The sequence below is a fragment of the Tautonia plasticadhaerens genome, from assembly GCF_007752535.1.
Taxonomy (GTDB): Bacteria; Planctomycetota; Planctomycetia; order Isosphaerales; family Isosphaeraceae; genus Tautonia; species Tautonia plasticadhaerens.
The window spans coordinates 4,830,496-4,851,037 of record NZ_CP036426.1; the positions used below are offsets into that span (position 1 = coordinate 4,830,496).

At 72.0% G+C, this 20,542-nt stretch carries 13 protein-coding genes and 1 tRNA gene; 8 read left to right on the plus strand and 6 right to left on the minus strand.

What is annotated here, in order from left to right; all coding sequences use genetic code 11:
* Positions 1 to 25: 25 nt before the first annotated feature.
* The 3 genes from ElP_RS19405 to ElP_RS19415 all read right to left on the minus strand — a co-directional run bounded on the left by ElP_RS19405 (position 26) and on the right by ElP_RS19415 (position 7,036).
* Entirely contained in the window at positions 26 to 3,703 is a 3,678-nt protein-coding gene (locus ElP_RS19405; protein ID WP_145272081.1) for an FG-GAP repeat domain-containing protein, read from the minus strand.
* A gap of 398 nt (positions 3,704 to 4,101) precedes the next feature.
* Positions 4,102 to 4,872 (minus strand): HpcH/HpaI aldolase family protein, encoded by a 771-nt coding sequence (locus ElP_RS19410; RefSeq protein ID WP_145272083.1) that lies wholly within the window; start codon positions 4,870 to 4,872, stop codon positions 4,102 to 4,104.
* 31 nt (positions 4,873 to 4,903) lie between these two features.
* Positions 4,904 to 7,036: a DUF1501 domain-containing protein gene (locus ElP_RS19415; RefSeq protein WP_145272085.1), complete on the minus strand. Its 2,133-nt coding sequence runs from the start codon at positions 7,034 to 7,036 to the stop codon at positions 4,904 to 4,906.
* 303 nt (positions 7,037 to 7,339) lie between these two features.
* Between ElP_RS19415 and ElP_RS19420 the strand changes: the two genes are divergently transcribed.
* From ElP_RS19420 to ElP_RS19430, 3 genes are read left to right on the plus strand one after another with little or no spacing between them, the layout of a single operon-like run.
* A complete protein-coding gene (locus tag ElP_RS19420; protein ID WP_145272087.1) occupies positions 7,340 to 9,058 on the plus strand; it encodes a DUF1549 domain-containing protein in 1,719 nt (572 codons plus the stop codon).
* A gap of 47 nt (positions 9,059 to 9,105) precedes the next feature.
* A complete protein-coding gene (locus tag ElP_RS19425) occupies positions 9,106 to 10,395 on the plus strand; it encodes a DUF1501 domain-containing protein (RefSeq protein WP_145272089.1) in 1,290 nt (429 codons plus the stop codon).
* Entirely contained in the window at positions 10,392 to 11,456 is a 1,065-nt protein-coding gene (locus ElP_RS19430) for a WD40 repeat domain-containing protein (RefSeq protein ID WP_145272091.1), read from the plus strand. Before ElP_RS19425 ends, ElP_RS19430 begins: the two co-directional genes overlap by 4 nt.
* Positions 11,457 to 11,487: 31 nt before the next feature.
* Here the strand turns inward: ElP_RS19430 and ElP_RS19435 are convergent, their stop codons facing one another.
* Both ElP_RS19435 and ElP_RS19440 read right to left on the minus strand, forming a co-directional pair.
* A complete protein-coding gene (locus ElP_RS19435; protein ID WP_145272093.1) occupies positions 11,488 to 11,793 on the minus strand; it encodes a type II toxin-antitoxin system Phd/YefM family antitoxin in 306 nt (101 codons plus the stop codon).
* Between the two features lie 207 nt (positions 11,794 to 12,000).
* Positions 12,001 to 12,073 (minus strand) — tRNA-Ala (locus ElP_RS19440).
* A gap of 96 nt (positions 12,074 to 12,169) precedes the next feature.
* Here ElP_RS19440 and surE point away from each other — a divergent pair.
* The 3 genes from surE to ElP_RS19455 all read left to right on the plus strand — a co-directional run bounded on the left by surE (position 12,170) and on the right by ElP_RS19455 (position 15,046).
* Positions 12,170 to 12,979 (plus strand): 5'/3'-nucleotidase SurE, encoded by an 810-nt coding sequence (gene surE, locus ElP_RS19445; RefSeq protein WP_145272095.1) that lies wholly within the window; start codon positions 12,170 to 12,172, stop codon positions 12,977 to 12,979.
* 70 nt (positions 12,980 to 13,049) lie between these two features.
* On the plus strand, positions 13,050 to 13,655 hold the full coding sequence (locus tag ElP_RS39790) for an FKBP-type peptidyl-prolyl cis-trans isomerase (RefSeq protein ID WP_145272097.1): 606 nt from the start codon (positions 13,050 to 13,052) through the stop codon (positions 13,653 to 13,655).
* Positions 13,656 to 13,858: 203 nt separating this feature from the next.
* Positions 13,859 to 15,046, plus strand: a complete 1,188-nt coding sequence (locus ElP_RS19455) for a glycosyltransferase (RefSeq protein WP_231749187.1) — start codon at positions 13,859 to 13,861, stop codon at positions 15,044 to 15,046.
* A gap of 452 nt (positions 15,047 to 15,498) precedes the next feature.
* On the opposite strand, the gene ElP_RS19460 is transcribed toward ElP_RS19455, so the two are convergent.
* Positions 15,499 to 15,927: an OmpA family protein gene (locus ElP_RS19460; protein WP_197446179.1), complete on the minus strand. Its 429-nt coding sequence runs from the start codon at positions 15,925 to 15,927 to the stop codon at positions 15,499 to 15,501.
* Positions 15,928 to 16,470: 543 nt separating this feature from the next.
* Between ElP_RS19460 and ElP_RS19470 the strand changes: the two genes are divergently transcribed.
* The gene (locus ElP_RS19470) at positions 16,471 to 17,898 is read left to right on the plus strand and encodes an Nramp family divalent metal transporter (protein WP_145272103.1); all 1,428 of its coding nucleotides are present in this window, start codon (positions 16,471 to 16,473) and stop codon (positions 17,896 to 17,898) included.
* Between the two features lie 109 nt (positions 17,899 to 18,007).
* Positions 18,008 to 20,437, plus strand: a complete 2,430-nt coding sequence (locus tag ElP_RS19475) for an efflux RND transporter permease subunit (protein WP_231749188.1) — start codon at positions 18,008 to 18,010, stop codon at positions 20,435 to 20,437.
* Positions 20,438 to 20,542 lie beyond the last annotated feature (105 nt).

Below are 20,542 nucleotides of genomic sequence, written 5' to 3' on the forward strand. Positions count from 1 at the left end.
ATCGCCGGGCCTCGCGGGGCGGGCGTCAGGTCGGCCGGGGGACGAGCCCCCGTCGCCGAACGCCGAGCGATTCGACGAGCCGATCCGGCCACGACGCCGGGGTGTCGGGGCGGTCTCTCGGGCGGACCCTGTCGAGGTCGAGGGGCCTCGACCCCGGGGATGCCGGCCCCCGGGCCGGGATCGAGGGGGGCCGTCCCCGCCCCCCGAGCGGGGCGGTCCCCGACCGACCGATCATGGAGCGAGGCGTGCGGGCGGGCCCCTCGGGCACGACCCCGCCCGCCCGGGACGCGGCCCGGGCGGTCCCGGAGGCCTGCGGGGCCGAGGCGAACCCATCACGCCGGAATCGGACGGAGGCCGGGGGGATCGTCAGGGCCACGTCCCGTTCTCCCCCGAACGGTTGACTGATCGCGGGGCCCTCGCCCGAGGGGAGGATCGCGAACCGAGAGACGCCCTCGGCCGGGCTGAAGCCGTAGACGCCCAGGTCGCTCGTGCCGTCGCCGTCGAAGTCGCCTGAGACCGGCAGGTCGTCGGGCCCGCCGAAGGGCCGGCTGATGAACCCGTCGGGGTGGGCGTCGCTGGCCCCGCCGGAGAGCAGGATGGCGAAGCGGGCGAACCCCTCGGCCGGGCTGAAGCCGTAGACGCCGATGTCGGTCGTGCCGTCGCCGTCGAAGTCGCCGGCGATCGGCAGGTCGCCCGGCCCGCCGAAGGGCCGGCTGATGAACCCCTCGGGGTAGGCCTTGCTGGCCCCCCCGGAGAGGATCACCGCGAAGCGGGCGAACCCCTCGTCGGGGCTGAAGCCGTAGACGCCGATGTCGGTCGTGCCGTCGCCGTCGAAGTCGCCGGCGATGGGGATGTCCTCGGGGCCGCCGAACGGCTGGCTGATGAAGCCGTCGGGGTGGGTGTCGCTCGGGCCCCCGGAGAGGATGATGGCGAAGCGGGCGAACCCCTCGGTCGGGCTGAAGCCGTAGACGGCGATGTCGGTGATGTCGTCGCCGTCGAAGTCGCCCGCGACGGGGAGGTCGTCCGGGCCGCCGAAGGGTCGGCTGATGACCTCGCCGCCGGAGGCGAGCACCGCGAAGCGGGAGACGCCCTCGGCCGGGCTGAAGCCGTAGACGCCCAGGTCGGCCACGCCGTCGCCGTCGTAGTCGCCGGCGATCGGCAGATCTTCGGGGCCGCCGAAGGGCTGGTTCAGGAGCCCCCCGGCGCTGGTCAGCACGGCGAACCGGGCGAAGCCCTCGACGGGGCTGAACCCGAAGGCGCCGAACTCGGTGACGCCGTCGCCGTCGAAGTCTCCCGGGGTCCTCGGCCGCTCCGGGGGCGGGGGGGGAGGCGGCAAGGGGGGCGGGACCATGACCGACTCGTCCGACGCCTGGCCCCGGGGGAAGCTGACCCGGATCGTGTCGGGGATGTCGGGGCGCTCGACGCCGAAGAATTCGAGGAAGCCGCCGACGACGTCCTCGATGACGGCGGCGCCGGGGATGTCGATCTCGAAGCCGAATTCGTTGCGATCGGCGAAGATGCGCAGGCCGGCGTCGATGCGGAACTCGCCGAGGAAGAGGCTCCCCCGGGCGGAGCCGTCGTAGGTGAGCTGGCCCCGGGAGAGGCCGACGCTGAGGCTGAAGCTGACCGAGCCGCCGAACTCGACCCCGGCGATCTCGGTGTTGGCCCTGGCCGAGAAGCCGGCGGTGAAGGAGACACCCGAACCGATCCGGGCGAACCGGACGTCGGCGTTGCCGGCGAGGATGCCGAGGTCGACCTCCACTCGGCCCCGGAACTCGAAGTCGCCGTTGCGCTCGATGTCTCCCGTGACGACGGCCCGGGCGCCGAGCAATCCCACGTCCCCTCGGGCGGTGACCCCGGCGTTGGAGACGGTGATGGTGCCCCCGGACAGCCGGTAGCCGAGCACTCGGTAGTTCGTCTCGTAGGTCAGCCGGAAGGTCCCGTCCCGCTTGATGAAGCCGTCGGCGAGGACGCGGTCGTTGCTGCCGAAGGCTTCGAGGAAGGTCCCCTCGAACGGGTTGACCGAGCCCCCCCGGGCGAAGATCCCCTCCTCGGCCGGGTCGTAGACGATCGTGCCCTCGCCGATCGGGACGGTCAGCGCGACGAGGCCCGAGGAATCGCCGCCGCCGCCGGATTCGGCGTCGCCGATCTCCAGGCCGACCCGGATCTCGGCGTTGGCGCCGATGGCGACGTCGGAGATCGCGTCGGTGGCGGCGGAGCCGAGCACGGCCGGGTCGAAGCCGCCGGAGACGAACCGGGAGGGGGCGTCGGCGATGCCGCCGAGGATCCGGCCGTCGTCGTCCACGTCGAAGTCGATGACGAGGTCGCCGTTGATGCTCACCGGGGCGCCGACGAGCTTCGAGAGGTCCACGTCGGCCCGGAGGTAGATGTTCCCGAAGACGGAGCCGTTGTACTCGCTCGGCCGGGAGAAGGGATCGAACGGGATGTTCCCCTTCACCGAGCCGGCGACGGCGAACTCCCCCAGGGGGGAGGGGATGCCGCTGACCCCGGCGTAGAGGAAGACGTCGGAGGGGTCGGTCACGATCGACCACTCGTAGCCCCCCAGGGTCCTCGCCTCGAAGCCGCCGAACTCGGCCGAGAGGCCGCTCTGGTAGGTGTAGAAGAGATAGGGGACGTTGGCATTGACCGGGGCCCCGGTCTCCTGCACCAGGCCATCCCGGCCGAGCTTCAGCCCGTACGCCTCACGGTCGAGCGAGAGGCTGCCGGCCGGCGTGCCGAGCGACACCCCGAGCGCATCCTGGAGGGGACGGGCCAGGGCGAAGGGGCCGAGGTCGGCGTTGAACTCGATCGTCTCGACGGCGCCGAAGCGGGGGGAGCCGTCGTCCCCGGGCGAGGTGGTGACGGTGAAGGTCAGCCCGGGGGGGATGGGCAGCGGGAGGTCGCCGATCGCCGATTCGAGCTGGAGGGTGCCCCCCGCCTCGAATCGGAGGCGGGACCGCCCCTCCCCCGCGTCCTCGACGGTCGAGGACCAGGCTCCCCTCAGGGCGAAGCCGATCCCGACCGGCCCGGCGAGCAGGAGGCGATCGCCGGCCAGCCGGGCGACGATCTCGTTGCTGGCGCCGATGTTCAAGAAGAGGCGGTCGAGCGTGCCCGACTCCAGGCCGATCGTCCGGAGGCCGACCGTGTAGGACTGCTCGGGACTCCCCAGGTCGGAGCGGTCGGCCAGCTCGACGAAGTAGGTGCCGGTGGTCGGCACCTCGAACTCGAGGCGACGGTCGCCCTGGAAGGACGACGAGGCCGGACCTCCCGGGTCGAACACGGTGGTCCGGAAGGGGGAGTGGGTGACCTCGAATGACTCGTCGGCCAGGACCGAGCCGTCCGGCCCCCGGAGGACCAGGCCGTAGGTGCCCGTGCGGGAGTCATTGGTGAAGAAGTCGTCGAGCGAGGCGATGAACACCTCTCCCGCCCGCAGCGACACGGCGACCGCGTCGCGGTCGCCGGGGGACTCCAGGCCCCCCCTGGCCTGGGTGACCATCATCCGGGCGGTCGGCACCCGGGGGGCGCCGGAGACCTCGGCGGGCCAGTCGGCGTCCCCTTCCTCGAAGGTGTCGAAGCGGACGAGGCCGGTGTCGGCCGCCAGCAGCGTCCGAGTCTCCAGCGCCTCGGCCGACGGCCGGGCGGCCCGGTCCGGGCCCTTCCCGGCGGCGCGAGAACGCCCCGGGCGACGAGTCGCCATAGTCATGGGCGAGTACCTTTCACCTTCAAGGGCCGGCGGCCCGCACCGGCGCGGGTCGCCATGTCCGTCGGACCCCGGCCCGACCGCCCGGCGGTCGGGCCGGGAGGGCGGGGCCCCGGACGGGCCGAGGGCCCGATGATCGCGGGAGGGCGGCCCGGGCGTCCGGCCCACGTCTCGGGGCGGATCACCACAGTTGTCCCGCATCGAGATTCGTGCCGTCAGCCCATGCTTGCCGCGTCACCGGTGCCAGTCAAGCATTCTCGCGGGGAATCCCGGGGACGCCGGGCCACGGGACCCGGGGATTCCCGACATCCCGAGCGCACCCGGCGTCGCGCCCCGCCGCCGCAATCGTGGCGTCGGCGGCCGATGGGCCCGTCGGGAGCGGAACCCGCCCCCTGCCCGGCTCAGCCGAGGCGGAGTTGCCGAAACGCCTCATCCATGGCGACCTTGAGCATCAGCCCGTCGTTGGAGAAGACGACGAACCGGGACCCCTGGCGGATCGTCCGGAGGGCCTGGGCCGGGTCGCCGAACCAGCACCCGGCGGGGACGTGGGACGCGTCGCCGACGTCGATGATCCGCTGCAGCGCGGCGATCAAATCGGGGTTGTCGTACTCGTTGGGGATCCCCATGCTCACGGTCAGGTCGTTGGGCCCGACGAACAGGGCGTGCACGCCGGGGACGGCGCAGATGGCCTCCAGGTCCTCGACGGCCCGGACCGACTCGATCATGGGGACGAAGACCGTGTTCGCGCAGCGCTCCTCGGTGACGTAGCGGCGGGTGGCCTCGCTGGGCCACTCGCCGGAGGCGATCAGGCGGTCGAGCGCCTCACCCTTGAGCGGCCGGTAGACGGCCGCCGCGGCCAGGCGTTTCGCCTGCTCGACGTCCTCGACGTAGGGGACGACCACTCCGTCGAAGGTGTCGCAGGCCTTGGAGACGTCGTCGGGATCCCGGCTGTGGGTCCGGGCCAGGCAGGCGATCCCCTTCGAGGCGAGGGCGTACTTGATCGGCAGGAATTCGGCGAGGTCCAGGGCCGTGTGCTCGGGGGTGACGATGACGAAGTCGAGCGCCCCCTCGGGCATCGACTCGATCCAGCCGGGGTTGACCGCGTGCTGGAAGAAGGTGCCGAAGACGCGTTCGCCCCGGATCATCTTGTCCTTGAGTGCCTTGCCGTTCATCGGTTGCCGAGTCCCCCTGGTGCGGGTCGGGTCAGGTCGCGTTCTCGTGCCGGGGCCGGGCGCCGAAGCTGAGCGAGACGCCGAGGATCGCCACCCCGCCGGGCAGGGACGGCGATTCGAAGGGGGGCCCGCCGGCGTGCTCGACGACGACCGCGACCCCCAGCCCCTGGCCGATCGGGAAGTTCACGTTCCCCTGGGTCGAGCCGAGGAAGCGCCTCAGGGTGATCGGGCGGGGCGAGTCGAACTCGGGCCGGAAGGGGAGCGAGGCCAGCTCCTGGACGGACCTCGGGTCCTTCGCGGCGTCGGCGAACCGGAACAGGACGAGCCGGCAGGAGAGGCCGGCGAGGATCTCCCGCTCGAACCGCTCCTCGGACTCGCCGACGCCGACGGCGGTGACGACGAACTCGTACTCGCCCCCCCGGGCCGACCGGATCTCCTGCGCCAGGATCGCCCTCGCCCCGGGGGCGATCGTCGCCCCGGGCCTCGGGCCGAGCAGGGCATGCCGCTTCGGGGACTCGCCGATCCGGGCGATCAGGCCGTTCGGCTCCCCTTCGGGCTCGTCGCCGAGCGGCCAGCCGCGCCAGCCCTTGTCCCGGGAGTAGGGGGCGACCGCGATGAGGGGGCGGCCGGAATCGAAGTCGGCGTCGACCAGCTTGCGGTCGTCGTAGGGAGGGACGAACGCCGGGTCGCCGCCGGGCTCCCGACGCTCGAGGGTGGCGGGGCCGTCGCCGAGGATCGATGTCAGGGGCGCCCCCCGGGTGAGGAGCTGGGGGCGGCCGAGCTTGTCGGGGAAGGTGCCCTGGTGGTCGATGCCGAGCAGGTGGAAGATCGTCGCGGTCAGGTCGTGGGGGCGGATCGGGTCGCTGGCGGGCTCAGCGCCATCCCGGTCGCTGGAGCCGAACACCTGGCCGCCGGAGATCCCGGCCCCGGCCATGGCGAAGCTGAAGACGTTGCCCCAGTGGTCCCGCCCGCCCTGGCCGTTGATCCGGGGGGTCCGGCCGAACTCGCCGATGGCGACGACGAGCGTCTCGTCGAGCAGCCCCCGGGATTCGAGGTCGTCGAGCAGGGCGTTGAAGGTGACGTCGAACTGGGGGCAGAGGACGTCTTGCAGGCGGTCGGCGTTCTGGGCGTGGGTGTCCCACATCGGGTTGTCGACGGCCGAATCGCCCTCCTCCCGGGTCCAGTTGACGTGCACGAGCCGGACGCCGGCCTCGATCAGCCGACGGGCGAGCAGCACGGTCTGGCCCCAGGGATACCGGCCGTAGCGGTCCCGGACGGCGTCGGGCTCCCGGTCCAGGTCGAATGCCGCCCGGGCCTTGCCGGAGGAGACGAGGTCGTAGGCGTGCTGGGCGTAGCGGTCCCAGCCGTCGAGCACGCCGCCGCGCTCGACCCGCCGGAGGTGGCCGTCGAGCTGGCCGAGCAGGGCCCGTCGGCGATCGACGCGGAGCCGGGGGAGGTCGTCGGGCAGGTCGAGGCCCTCGATCCGGTAGTCGGCCCGGGAGGGGTCGCCGACGAACCGCTCGGGCTCCCAGGCCCGGCCGAGGAAGCCGGCGGTCTGGCCGGCGGGGGTGACGCTGTCGTTGAGCCGCATCAGGTCCGGGATCCAGACCGACGAGAGGGCGGGCAGCTCCTCGCTGGGCCGGAGCATCTTGACGATCGAGCCGAAATAGGGCCAGTCGGTCGGCTTGATCTGCCGGGCGCTGCCGGGTCCGTAGGGCTGGCCGGTGAGGACCCAGTAGCCGCTGACGTCGTGGTTGGGGTCGTCGGTGGCGATCGACCGGACCACGGCGAGCCGGTCGGCCCGCCGGGCGGTCCGCGGCAGGAGTTCGCAGAAGTCGATGCCGGGCACGTTGGTGGCGATCGGCCGGAACGGCCCCCGGATTTCGAGCGGGGCGTCGGGCTTGGGGTCGAACGTCTCGTGCTGGGGGGGGCCGCCCTGGAGCCAGAGGTAGATGACGTTCTTCGCCCGGCCGAAGGTGGCGCCGTCCAGCCCCCGGGCGAGCGGGGGGGCGGCGGGGGCGGCCGAGGCCGGGCGTGTCCCGACGCCCGGCCGGAGGAGGTCACCGAGGCCCAGGCCGAGCACGCTCAGCCCGCCGACCCGGAGCCATTCGCGTCGGTTGTGCCCGTCGCAGAGCCTGGTCGGTCGATCGTCGATCCCGAACATCGGCGTACCCCCTCGGCGGCGATGCCCCTCGGAAACGGCCCCCTCACCGTATCCCCCGGATCGGCGGGCCGCAACGACGCCCCGGGCCCGGCCGGGGTCGAAATCCACGGGCCTGGATCGAATTCACCCGTGGATCGCGAGATCCCCCGCCCGGCCCCCCGGGCGGTCGGCCCGAAATCGGCCGGAGGGTGTTGCAGTTCAGCGAATGTCCGACTATTGTTAAACACAAAGCTGTGATCGAGACCTTTTCAGCCCGCCCGCCCCGGACCGGGGGCGGGTCGGACTCGCGAGGGAGGCCAGGCCATGCGAACCCGACTGCTCGGCATCCTCGCCGGCCCGGTCGCCCTCGTGCTGGCGACGACCGCCCGGGCGGAGGGGCCTCCCCGGCCCCTGCACGAGCGGGTCGACCGACTGATCGAGGACGCGACGGACGGCCCGATGGCCGCCCCCGCCACCGACGGCGAGTTCCTGAGGCGGGCGTGCCTCGACCTCGCCGGGATGGTCCCGACCGCCGAGGAGGCGAAGGACTTCCTGGATGATCCCTCCCCCTCGAAGCGGGAGCGGCTGGTCGACCGGCTGCTGGAGGGACCCGGCTACGCCCGGCGGATGCAGTACGCCTTCGACGCGATGCTCATGGAGCGCCGGGGGGACCGGCACGTCCCCCGGGCCGACTGGGAGGCGTTCCTCCGGCGGTCGTTCGCCGAGAACACGCCGTATGACGAGTTCGCCCGCCGGATCCTCTCGGCCGACGGGTCGGGGCCCGCGGCGGATCGGGCCCCGGCGAAGTTCGTGCTCGACCGGGAGGCCGACCCGGACCTGCTGACCCGGGACATCGGCCGGATGTTCCTGGGGAGGGATCTCCAGTGCGCCCAGTGCCACGACCACCCGCTCGTGGAGGACTACTTCCAGGCGCACTACTACGGCATCCGGGCCTTCCTCGACCGCTCCAGCCTGTTCACCGACCCCGCGTCGCAGGTCGTCATGCTCGCCGAGAAGGCCGAGGGGGAGACGACCTTCCAGTCGGTCTTCAAGACGAGCGTGACGCATTCCACCGCCCCCCGGGTCCTCGACGGACCCCCGGTCGTCGAGCCCGAATTGCCCGAGGACCGGCGGTACGAGGTCGCCCCGGAGAAGGACAAGGTCGTCCGGACGATCCCCACCTTCAGCCGGTACGAGCACCTGGCCCCGGCCCTGGCGAACGACGGGGTGGACGCCTTCTCCCGGAACATCGCCAACCGGCTCTGGGCCCTGCTGATGAAGCGGGGGCTGTACCACCCGCTCGACCTGGACCACTCGTCCAACCCGCCGTCGCACCCCGAGGCCCTGGAACTGCTGGCCGGGTGGTTCCGGGACCACGAGTACGACGTGAAGGCATTCCTGCGAGAGCTGGCCCTCACCCGGGCCTACCAGCGGTCCAGCGAGATCCCCCCCGGGGCGGATCCCGAGGCCGCCGAGCCCTCCCGGTTCGCGGTGGCGAACCTGGAGCCGCTCTCGCCCGAGCAGCTCGCCTGGAGCCTGATGCAAGGCCTCGGCGTGGTGGCGGCCCACCGGGAGGATGCCGAGGCGGATCTCGACCACCTCGACGCGGCGCTCTGCGACCGCTGCAAGGCCGACGAGGGGAGGGAGGCCCGCCGGCCCTGGCGGGTCGAGGAGGCGGTCCACGCCCGGCTCTCCGGGAACGTCGACGCGTTCGTCCGCTACTTCGGCGCCTCCGAGGGGCAGCCGGACGACTCGGTCGAGGCGGACGTCCACCAGGCGTTGTTCCTGAGCAACGGGCCGCAGGTCCAGTCCTGGCTCGACCCCTCCGGGTCGAACCTGACGGCCCGGCTGGCCGGGATCGGGGATCCGGCTGGGGTGGCCGAGCCGCTCTACCTGGCCATCCTCTCCCGACGCCCCTCGGCCGGGGAGCGGGCCGAGGTGCTCGGCTACCTGGAGCGTCGGGGGGCCGATCAGCGGGCGGATGCGGTCCGGGAGCTGGCCTGGGCGCTCATCACGTCCTCGGAATTCCGATTCAATTACTGACGGAAACCAGGATCGTCGGTTCGCACATCCCCGAAGGAGGTCCCGACATGTGGTGCCCCTATTCCTGCCGGTCGGCCGAGCACGCGATCTCCCGGCGCTCCTTCCTCGGCGGGGTGTCCGCGGGCCTCGGCGCGGTGTCGGGGTTCGCGGGGAGGCCGATGACCTCGCTGGCGGGAGAGCTGGGCCGCCAGGGCTCTCAGGTCCTGATGGTCTTCCTGCACGGCGGATCCAGCCAGCTCGAGACCTGGGACCCGAAGCCGGGCACCGCCACCGGGGGCCCCTTCCGGTCGATCGAGACGTCGATCCCCGGCGTGAGGATCTCCGAGCTGCTGCCGAAGACCGCGCAGCAGATGCACCACCTGTCCCTGCTCCGGAGCCTGAACACCGCCGAGGACGACCACGGCAAGGGCAGTTACCTGATGCACACGGGCCGTCGCCAGGCCCCGGGGCAGGAGCACCCGCACCTGGGGTCGCTGGCGGCCCGGTTCCTCGCCCCGGAGCGGGACCCCCTGCCCGGCTACATCCACGTGACCGCCGGGGGGGGCGGCCTGAGCGGCAAGGACGCGGCCTTCCTCGGCCCGAAGTACGGCGCGTTGACGCTCGGCGACGGTAAGCCGCCGGCCAACACCGAGCGGCCCGGGTCGGTGGAGGAGGCCGAGGACCTGGCCCGCCACCAGCTCCGGATGCAGCTCGACCACCGCTTCGACCTCCGACGCCGGACCGCCGAGACCGAGGCGTACACGACCTCGTATGAGCAGGCGTTGCAGCTCATGGAGCGTCGGGAGGTGTTCGACGTCTCCAAGGAGCCGGCCCGCGACCAGGAACGCTACGGCTCGCACGATTTCGGCCGCCACTGCCTGCTCGGCCGGAGGCTGCTGGAGGCGGGGGCCACGTTCGTGAAGGTGTCGCACTCCAACTACGACACCCACAACGAGAACTTCGACTTCCACCTGGAGCAGGTCGGCGAGTTCGACGTCTCCTTCGCCGCGTTGCTCTCGGACCTGGCCGATCGCGGGATGCTCGACCGGACGCTCGTCGTGGTGATGTCGGAATTCGGCCGGACCCCCCGGATCAACCAGTACTACGGCCGGGACCACTGGAGCACGGCCTGGTCGGTCGCCCTCACCGGCGCCGGGCTCAAGCGGGGGGTGGTCCGGGGGGAGACGAACGCCGACGGCACCGAGGTGGTCGACGGCCAGGCGACCGGCCAGGATCTCTTCCACACGTATCTGAGGGCGGTCGGCATCGACCCGGTGGTCGACGAGTTCGCGGTCAACGGCCGGGACTTCCAGATCGCCGACCCGGCCTCCTTCGCCATCGAGGACCTGCTGGCATGACCCGCCCTCGACGCCGCTCGGAGGAACCGGAGACCCCCGACGCTGAGGGGACCTGCCCCGTCGCCGACCCGACCCTGGCGCACGTCTCGGCCGAGCTGCCGCACGACCAGCCCCTGATTTGCTGCGCCTTCGACCCGGCCGGGCGGTTCGTGTTCGCCGGCTCGGAGGACTTCACCGTCCGGCGCTGGGACCTGATCGCCGGCCAGGCGGCCGCCGTCCCGTTCGTCGGCCACGAGAGCTGGGTCTTCGACCTCGCCCCGACCCCCGACGGCGACACGCTGCTGACCGCCGGGGGGGACGGCCGGGTGATCTTCTGGGACGCTGGGGCCCACGAGCCCCTGCCCCGGCTGGTCCTCGACGCACACGACGGCTGGGCCCGGGGGGTCGCCGTCAGCCCGGACGGGACGCTCGCGGCCTCCTGCGGCAATGATCGGCTGGTGAAGGTCTGGTCGATCGAGGATGGTTCGCTCGTGCACGTCCTGCCCGGCGGTCACGAGAAGCCGGCCTACTGCGTCGGCTTCCACCCGGGGGGAGACGCGGTGGTGTCGGCGGACCTGTCCGGCCGGGTCGTCGAGTGGGACCTGGCCTCGGGGGAGGAGCGGAGGAGGCTGGATGCCTCGGCGTTGTACTCGTACAACGGGGGCCAGCAGGTCGATTACGGCGGGATCCGGGACCTCGCCTTCAGCGCCGAGGGGGATCGACTGGCCTGCGCGGGGCTGGTCAACGCGTCGAACCCGCTCGGGGCGGTCAACGACACGGCCGTCCTGCTGTTCGACTGGGAATCGGGCACGGAGCCGGCGGTGCAGCGGGGCAAGGGGGACCTGAAGGGGGTCGCCTGGGGCGTCCGGTTCCACCCGGGTGGGTTCCTCGCGGTCGCCTCGGGGGGCTCCGGGGGCGGCCACCTGCTCTTCTTCCGGCCGGGAGAGGCGGAAGAGTTCCACCGCCTCTCACTTCCCAACACGGCCCGGGGGCTGGACCTGCACCCCGACGGCCTCCGACTGGCCACCGCCCATCACGACGGCAAACTCCGGATCACCCGGCTGGAGGCGGCCCCGGCCTGATCGAGTCTTCGACTTGGGTCGGGCCGCCGGCTCAGGGCTTCCGTGCGCCGTTCTCGAAGGCCTTCTCCAGGTCCTCGATGGCGAAGTCCCCCACGTCGTTGCCCAGCAAGGCGCTGAGCTGCAAGCCGACCAGCGTCTCGCTCGGGTGGGAGCGGTCGCCGACCAAGCCCAGGAAGGGCTGGGCGCCGACGAGGACGGCCCGGGGCTTGCCATGGACGGTCAGGACGTAGCGGACGTCGGGGTCCTGGAGTTCGTTGAGGATGGACGGCAGATTCTGGTGCAATTCCCGGCTACCGATGATACGGACGGGGGAATCGGCCTTCTTCTGGCCTGCCATGAAACCCGGCCTCCACCGAGGTGATCAAACACGAGGATGAGCCCGGGTCGGTACTGGAACCAGTGATCCCGGAATCCCGAGCGAAGACGACCGAGCGACTCGGTGAATTCGACGTCCATACGGACTAGGGCGACAGCTGAGTGAAGACGGGCCTCAGCAAACGACGGCCGGAAGAGAATTTCCGGGAGAAGAAGAAGATGAAGCGAGTGGAGGATAGGGGACTTGAACCCCTGACCTCTTGCATGCCATGCAAGCGCTCTCCCAACTGAGCTAATCCCCCTTGCGTGTGGTGGTAAGTTATCAGGTGTGCCGTCGGAAGTCAACGGTCCGACGCCGACGGATTTCGAAGGCCGACCGGCCCGGGGAGCGTGACGCGATGGACGGACGGAGCGAGGGGGATCGGCCCGGGGTCGGCCTGCTGGTGCTGACCAACGACGACGGCGTCGACGCCCCGGGCCTGGAGGCCCTCCGGGGGGCGAGCCAGGGCCTGGGGGAGGTGCGGGTGGTGGCGCCGAGCCGGGCGTGGTCGAGCATGGGGCATGCGGTCACGGGCGGGGGGCCGATCCGGGTCGATCGCCGGGGGGAGGGCCGGATCGCCGTGGACGGGTCGCCGGCCGACTGCGTCCGTCTGGCCCTGCACCACCTGGCGCCGGGGCCGAGCTGGGTGCTGGCGGGGATCAACCGGGGCGGCAACCTCGGGGCCGACGTCCACCACTCCGGCACCGTGGCCGCGGCCCGGGAGGCGGTCCTGCACGGCGTCCCGGCGATCGCGTTCTCCCAGTACGTCCGCCGGGACCGTCCGCTGGACTGGGACCGGGCCTCCCGGTTCGCCCGGCGGGCCCTAGATCTGCTCTTGGCCCGCCCCTACCGGCCCGGCACCCTCTGGAACGTGAACCTGCCGCACCCGAGCCCCGAGGACCCCGACCCGGACCTCGTCTTCTGCCCGCTCGACCCCTCCCCCCTGCCCCTCGGCTTCTCGGTCGTCGGCGACGAGGCGACCTACGACGGCGACTACCACGGCCGGGCCCGGGTGCCGGGGGCCGACGTGGAGACCTGCTTCGGGGGCCGGGTGGCGATCACCCGGGTCCGGATCCTCCCCGACCCGGACGGGGCCGCCGAGGATCCCCGGGAGGTCGTGCCGATGAATCCCCGGGCGGGCGGCGCATCGCCGGCGCCGGGGCGATAGAATAGGGCGGTCATCCCCGGGTTTCCGGGTCATCCCCCACGGCAACGCGAAGAGACGGGAGCAGGACACCATGACGACGGTCCTTCGTCGATGGTCCGGTTGGGCATTGGCGGCGACGCTGGCCGCCAACGCCGGTTGCGGGCAGCCCCCGCCGATGGTCTCCATGACCCCGCCGGGCTCCACCGTCGACCAGCTCACGGTCGACGTCAACGACGACGCGTACAAGGCCCAGGCGCTGGGCGAGGTGGCGTTGCCCCAGGGCGGTACCGACGGCCCCGGGGGCGAGGCGGCCGTCCCGGACGCCCCGATGATCGAGCCGACGGCGCCCGGCGAGGAACTCGTCACCGACTCCGGCCTGCGGGTGACGACCCTGGAGCCGGGCGACCCCGAGGGGGAGACCGCCCGGGTCGGGACCACGATCCGGGCCTACTACAAGGGGATGCTCGAGGACGGCACCGTCTTCGAGTCGAACTTCGGCGAGGAGCCGCTGGAGCGCACGCTCGCGGCGGGCTCGCTGATCCAGGGCTGGGTCGAGGGGATCGCGGGCATGAAGGTCGGCGAGCGCCGCAAGCTGGTCATCCCCCCGGAGCTGGCCTACGGCGAGCGCGGCTCCCCGCCGGCGATCCCTCCCGCCGCCCGGCTGACCTTCGAGGTCGAGCTGCTCGGGGTCCGCTGAGCGTCGGGCCCCGCCGGGCCCGGGCCCCGGCCCGGGGCCCGGCCGGTCCGGCTTGCCGGATCGGCCGGGCTCGGGTAGGGTCCGGTTCGGGTCTTCGGGAGGTCGGCTCGCGGACGGATCCGCGGAGCCCGGACGAGGCCCGGGTCGATCGGGAGCCGGGCATGGAGGCGGGCCCTCACGTCCAGATCGGACCGCCGCCGGCGGTGGATCGCCGTCCGGGGCCGGTCCGGGTGGCGCTGGTCCACGACTGGCTGACGGGGATGAGGGGCGGGGAGAAGTGCCTGGAGGTCCTCTGCCGGGCCTTCCCGGCATCCCCCCTGTTCACCCTGATCCACCGGAGGGGGGAGATGAGCCCCCCGATCGAGGCGATGGACGTCCGGACCTCGCCGCTCCAGCGGTTCCCGGGGATCTTCGAGCACTACCGCCACCTGCTCCCCCTGATGCCGATGGCGGCCCGCTCCTGGAGGCCCGCCGGGGTGGACGTGGTGGTGAGCCTGAGCCACTGCGTGGCCAAGGCGGTGCGGGTCCCCCGGGGGGTGCCGCACCTCTGCTACTGCTTCACCCCCATGCGGTACGCCTGGGACGGCCGGTCGGCCTACCTCGACGCCTGGGCCGGCAAGCCCGTCCGGCGCTCCCTGGCCGGGGCCACCCTGGACCGGCTCCGGGACTGGGACCGGGACACCGCACGAGGAGTCTCCCAGTTCGTGGCGATCTCCGAGACGGTCCGACGCCGGATCGCCCGCTGCTACGGCCGGGACAGCCGGGTCATCCCCCCCCCGGTCGACACGAATTTCTACACGCCCGACCCCGCGGCCCGGCGGGACGACGCCCCCTATCTCTGCGTCTCGGCCCTGGTGCCGTACAAGAAGCTGGAGCACGCGGTATCGGCCTGCTCGGCCTCGGGCCGGGAGCTGGTGGTGATCGGCTCCGGGCCGGAGCGCCCCCGGCTGGAGCGGATCGCCGGGCCGACCGTCCGGTTCCTGGGCTGGCAGCCCGACGAGGTGATCCGCGACCACTACCGGGGCTGCCGGGCCCTGCTCTTCCCCGGGGACGAGGACTTCGGCATCGTCCCGGCCGAGGCGATGGCCTGCGGCGCCCCGGTGATCGCCCTGAACCGGGGGGGCGTGGCCGAGACGGTGGACGACCGGGTCGGCCTGCTCTACGACGAGCCCGGCCCCGAGGGCCTGCTCCGGGCCATCGAGGCGTTCGAGGCCGGGGGCGGTGTCCGGGACGGGGAACTCGCCCGGAAGAAGGCCGAGGCCCTGGCGCCGGAGGTCTTCCGGGACCGGATGCTCCGGCTGATCGACGAGCTGGTCGAGGGCCGGGCCGTCCTGCCGACGCCCCGCCTGCCGGGCCGGGCCCGGCTCGGGGCGCGGCGGCTCGCGGGTTGAAGTCGGGGAGGAGACCTCACGCAGAGGCGCGAAGTCTCAGAGTAGAGGGAGGAGAATACCTTCCTTTGCTTGCCTATGTGTGAGTGGGAACGAGACATGTCCCGAGATGGCGATTCTTGCCTCTCCCGGGAATCCTCGGCGTGAGGGCGTGGGCCGTTATCCACGCATCCGGCAGCAGCCACACCGCGCAGCCCTCGAGCCGGCTCGGCAGCCGCTCCAGCACATCCTTGAGAGAGGCGAAGGGGGCGACCCCCCCAACGCGGCTTGCGACTGCCGACGAACCCGGAAGGGGATCGCCGCCTTGCGGCCGACGCGGTCACTCCCGACGAATCAAGACGGTCATCACCCGTCCGGTCGCCGTCCCCGGCGTGTCCGGTATCCCGGGGCGGGAGGGCAGGCGGTTCGGGGCCGAACGACGCCGGTGGACTCCCTGCCGACGGCTGGGGAGGGCGTTACAGCGACAGCAGGAGATGGATCTCGACGCGGCGATTCCTCGCCATGTTCTCGGGGGTCGTGTTCGGGACGATGGGGAACTGCTCCCCGCTGGAGAGCGGCGCCTGGATCTTCGCCCGGGTGATTCCCTCGGCAACCAAGAACGCCCGCACCTCGCTCGCCCGCAAGTGGCCGAGCTGCTGGTTCCTCGCCACGCCCCCCGAGCTGCTTCCGAAGCCCTGCACGAGGATCGCGTTCGGCCCGTTCCTCAGGGTCGGCACGATCGACCGCAGCAAGGCACGGTGCTCCGGCTTGAGGGTGTGGCTCCCCACGGCGAAATTCCAGACGAGATACAATGACGGCGGCGGGGTCGGATGTTGCAGGCGATCGACCTGTGCATCCACCCTGCCGGCGGGATTGGCCCGCTCCCATGCGACTTCCGGGGTCATTGCTGCGACTCCGCTGTTGCTCGCCGATCGCGACGATCGTCGCCCCCGTTCGAACCGTCCCGTGGCGGTCGGCGACATCGGCGCGTTGCTGGGTGTGAAATAAATTCATACAATCGAAATTGCGAATATCTCGATTCCGTTGCGAGGGGCGATGTTCGCGGCTGTCACGCGATCGACCAGCATCGATCACACGGTCATCCAGTTATTCGGAGTCGAGGGGCGTTTCCCGTCAGGGGGGCCGTGACCCGACCGTTATGGTGTCCGTCTCACCAACCCCGTCGCTTGAACGTGTCGTTCGAATGATGGGCATCAACTCTTCTTCGGCCTGCCGCCGGGCCGGCCACGTGCCCTGGCTGCCTCCAGGCCCGTATTGGTGCGCTCTCGGATCAGGTTCCGCTCGATTCCCTGCCGTTCATCTTCGCGCCTTCGAGCGAGGTCTCCTGCCGTCGCCTGGCTGCCGGTTGCGACCGCCCCGGCTCCCCCGTAGGATGGCCGCGATACGGTCCAGCCGCGACATCCGCTCTCCCCGGGCTCGTCGACATCATGAGCAGCACCACGACGGCCGAGCCGGCCGAGGACCCCCGCATCGGCATGCTCGACCAGATCCAGGAGCCGCCGTCGACGCTGTCGAGGGCCTTCCGGCAGGTCGGTCCGGGGCTGATCCTGGCGGCGGCGATCGTCGGCACGGGGGAGCTGATCGCCACGACCCACGCCGGGGCGAAGGCAGGGTTCGTGCTGCTCTGGCTGGTGATCGTGAGCTGCTTCATCAAGGTGTTCGTCCAGGTGGAGCTGGGACGTTACGCCGTCTCGACCGGCCGGACCACGTTCTCGGGCTTCCGGTCGCTCCCCGGGCCCGGCCCGGTGCTGGTCTGGTGGTGCGCCGGGATGCTGATGGTGACCCAGCTGCAGATCGGGGCGATGATCGCCGGGATCGGCCAGGCGGCGCACATGGTCCTGCCGGGGGCCTCGGAGACGCTCGGGCCGGCGCTCGGCCTGGGGGACCGGCCCGAACTGCTCTGGGGGGTGCTGGTCACGGCGCTGACGGCGGCGATGCTCTGGACCGGCAGCTACCGGCTGGTCGAGCGGACGATGACGGCGTTCGTGGCCGTCTTCACGCTGATGACGGTGCTCTGCGTCGCGTTGCTGCCGAAGGAGGTGGCGATCAACTGGGACGAGATCGCCTCGGGCCTCACCTTCCGACTGCCCCGGGACCGGGAGGTGATCATGGCCGCCCTGGCGATGTTCGGCATCACCGGGGTGGGGGCGACGGAGCTGCTGAGCTACCCCTACTGGTGCATGGAGAAGGGGTATGCCCGGTCCGTCGGGGCGAGGGACGGCTCGGCCCCCTGGGCCGCTCGGGCGAGGGGGTGGCTCCGGGTGATGCAGCTGGACGCCTGGGTGAGCATGGTCATCTACATGGTCGCCACCGTCGCCTTCTTCCTGCTCGGGGCGGCCGTCCTGCACGACCAGACCGAGGCCGTCGGCCTGCCCGACCGGGTGGACGAGATGATCAACACCCTGGTCCGGATGTACGAGCCGGCCCTGGGGCCGACGGCCGCCCGGTGGTTCCTCGTCTGCGGCGCGATCGCCGTGCTCTACTCCACCCTCTTCGCCGCCACGGCCGGCACGGGAAGGCTACTGGCCGACTTCCTCCGGGTCTGCGGCTACTACCCGAGCGACTCCGAGGTCTACCGCAGGCGCTGGGTCCGCTTCTTCTGCGTGGCCCTGCCGATCCTGGGGCTGTTGCTCTACATCAGCCTGGGGAACCCGGTGACGATGGTCACGATCGGCGGCCTGATGCAGGCGGTGACGCTCCCGCTGATCGCGGCGGCGGCGGTCTTCCTCAGGTACAAGCGGACCGACCAGAGGCTGACCGGCGGGATGCTCTGGGACCTCCTGCTCTGGCTCTCGATGCTCGGCCTGGTCTTCGCGGGTGGGTACCTGGCGGCCGACCGGCTCGGGATCATCTGACGGGGATCCGGAGGGCGGCCCGGCTCGACGACGGGAGGGGCGTCGGCCTATAACGGTCGGGAGACACCGAACCCGACCGCCGTCCCCCCTCCCCCGAGGACCTCCCCTGGTGATCGCCCTGATGCTCCGGGTCCGGCTCCTGATCTTCGCCGGGATCGCGCTCGCGCTGGTCCTGCTGCTGGCCTTCGGCAAGGAAGTCCGCTACGACCAGTCGATCGAGTCGTTCTTCGCCGAGGACGACCCGGCCGTGGTCGCCTACCGGGACGCCTCCGGGATGTTCGGCAACGACCAGTTCGTCTTCATCTCCTACCATGACGAGGCATTGCTGACCCCAGGCGGGATCGATCGGGTCGCCGAGCTGGCCGGGGAGATCCGATCGGCGGGGATCGAGGGGGTGGTCTCGGTCCAGTCGCTCGACGAGATGCCCCTGTTCTGGCAGCTCGACGACTCCTTGCTCCTGCTGGAGAAGCTGCCGGAGGAGAAGCGCCTGTTCGTGCCCGGCCGGGCCGAGGTGCTCGACCTCATCAAGGGGGGGCTCTCCGGCGAGGGGGGGGGCCGGTGGGCCACGCCGACGATCGCCGGGGCGATCCGGTCGGCCGGGGAGGAGCCCGATCGCCTGGCCGAGCTTCGGGGGAGGATCACGTCGCATCCCCTACTGGAAGGGACGCTGGTCGACGACTCGGGAACCTACACCGCCCTGATGACCCGGCTCCTGCCGGCCGGGGAGCACGACGCCAAGGTCACCGTCTCGGAGCTTCGGAGGATCGCCGACGCCTTCGCCGACCGGCACGGGCTGGACCGCCCCCCGGCGGTGGTCGGGCCCCCCGTCCTGCTGGCCGACGGCTTCCGGGCCATCGAGGTCGACGGCCGTCGGCTGGCCACGGTCGGCATGCTGCTGATCGGCCTGGTCACCCTGACGGCCACCCGGAGCCTCTGGTGGGCGGCGGTCCCCCTGATCGCCGGCTGGACGACCTGGCTGGGGACCGAGACGATCCTCGGGCTGCTGGACCTCCGGCTGTCGCTCTCCAGCGGGCCCCTGGTGGCGCAGATCATCGTGTTGACGATGCCGGCGGCCAGCCACCTGGCCCTGCACTTCCGGGACGACCTGAGGAAGACGGCCGACCGCCGGGCGGCGGCCGAGGAGACCTTGCGGTTCGTCTCCGAGCCGATCCTCTGGTGCGCCCTGACGGCGACGGTCGGCTATGCGGCCCTGGTGTCGAGCAACGTGGTGCCGATCCGGCAGTTCGGCACCGTGCTGGCGATCGCCACGGCGGCGGCCGCGCTGCTGACGCTCCTGCTGGCCCCTGTGGCGATGGTCCCTCCCGTCCGCCTGGAGATCCCGGTCCGGTACGGGTCGACCTCCCGGCTCTCCTCGGCGATGGACCGCCTGACGGGGGCGGTCTACCGGCACCCGGGGCCGATCGTCGTCGGGACGTTGCTGGTAGTGGCGCCGTTGGCGGCCGGGATCGCCTTCATCCGGTACGAATCCAACTACATCAATGCCTTCAAGCCGACGACCCGGGTCGCCCGGGACTACCGGTTCGTGGAGCAAAACCTGGGCGGGATCGGCCTGGCGGGCCTGGTGGTCCCGGTCGAGGGGGGGATCACCCCGGAGGCGATCGAGCGGGTCCGGGCCCTTGATGAGGCCGTGCTGGGCATCGAGGCGACGGGAGGCGGAGAGGGCGTCGGCTACGTCACCTCGCTGGCCACGGTGCTCGACCCGGACGGGAGGCTCGGGGGGCTCGACCCCGGGCGACGGGCCTGGCTGCTCCGGACGAAGCTGGAGCTGATCGCGGCCACCCCGCAGGCGGACCTGCTCCGGAGCTTCTGGAATCCGGAGGCGGGCCGGGCCCGGACGATGGTCCGGCTCTCCGAGAGCCAGCCGGCCCCGGCCAAGATGGCGATCTTCGAGCGGGCCGAGGCCCTGGCGAAGGCCGAGTACGGCGGCCTCGCCTACCTCACCGGGCTCTCCCACCTGCTCACGCAGACGACCCGGGGGGTGATCGCGACCCAGTGGACCACCTTCTCCTGGGCGACGCTCGGGATCCTCGTCATGCTCACCCTGGCCTTCCGGGGGCCGAAGCTGGCCGTGCTGGCGATCCTGCCGACCTTGCTGGCGGTCGGCCTGGTGCTGGGGCTGATGGGCTGGCTGGGCCTGAAGCTGGACATCGCCACGGCGCTGGTGGCGAGCGTGGCGCTGGGGCTCTCGGTCGACGACACGTTCCACTGCCTCTTGCAGTTCCGGAGGCTCCGGCAGACCCGGCCGTTCGAGGAGGCGCTCTTCTCCAGCTACCAGGTGACGGGGCCGGGGGTGTTGCTGTCGAGCCTGGCGGTGGCCCTGGGGTTCACGGTCCTCCGCTTCAGCGAGTTCGTCCCGTTCGCCACCTTCGGGCTGATGGTCGCCATCGCCACGGCGGGCAGCTCGCTCGGCAACATCGTGCTCCTGCCCGCCTGCCTGAGCCTGGCCCACCGCCGGGCCAAGCGTCGCCGCCCTCCCTCCCCCGAGCCCGTCGGGGCCGACGCCGACGCCGAATCCTGAGCCCGCCCGGGTGCGCCCGGGGTGGGGCGGGCGGTGCGCCCGTGTGTGCCCCGGGCGATCGGCCGATCTCTCGATCCTGAAATGGGTTGGAGGATGGACCTCGGG

What these genes read in the sequence shown, in the direction of transcription:
- ElP_RS19405 (WP_145272081.1), bottom strand. Translation starts at nt 3,703, where the DNA reads ATGACTATGGCGACTCGTCGCCCGGGGCGTTCTCGCGCCGCCGGGAAG.
- ElP_RS19410 (WP_145272083.1), bottom strand. Translation starts at nt 4,872, where the DNA reads ATGAACGGCAAGGCACTCAAGGACAAGATGATCCGGGGCGAACGCGTC.
- ElP_RS19415 (WP_145272085.1), bottom strand. Translation starts at nt 7,036, where the DNA reads ATGTTCGGGATCGACGATCGACCGACCAGGCTCTGCGACGGGCACAAC.
- ElP_RS19420 (WP_145272087.1), top strand. Translation starts at nt 7,340, where the DNA reads ATGCGAACCCGACTGCTCGGCATCCTCGCCGGCCCGGTCGCCCTCGTG.
- ElP_RS19425 (WP_145272089.1), top strand. Translation starts at nt 9,106, where the DNA reads ATGTGGTGCCCCTATTCCTGCCGGTCGGCCGAGCACGCGATCTCCCGG.
- ElP_RS19430 (WP_145272091.1), top strand. Translation starts at nt 10,392, where the DNA reads ATGACCCGCCCTCGACGCCGCTCGGAGGAACCGGAGACCCCCGACGCT.
- ElP_RS19435 (WP_145272093.1), bottom strand. Translation starts at nt 11,793, where the DNA reads ATGGCAGGCCAGAAGAAGGCCGATTCCCCCGTCCGTATCATCGGTAGC.
- surE (WP_145272095.1), top strand. Translation starts at nt 12,170, where the DNA reads ATGGACGGACGGAGCGAGGGGGATCGGCCCGGGGTCGGCCTGCTGGTG.
- ElP_RS39790 (WP_145272097.1), top strand. Translation starts at nt 13,050, where the DNA reads ATGACGACGGTCCTTCGTCGATGGTCCGGTTGGGCATTGGCGGCGACG.
- ElP_RS19460 (WP_197446179.1), bottom strand. Translation starts at nt 15,927, where the DNA reads ATGACCCCGGAAGTCGCATGGGAGCGGGCCAATCCCGCCGGCAGGGTG.
- ElP_RS19470 (WP_145272103.1), top strand. Translation starts at nt 16,471, where the DNA reads ATGAGCAGCACCACGACGGCCGAGCCGGCCGAGGACCCCCGCATCGGC.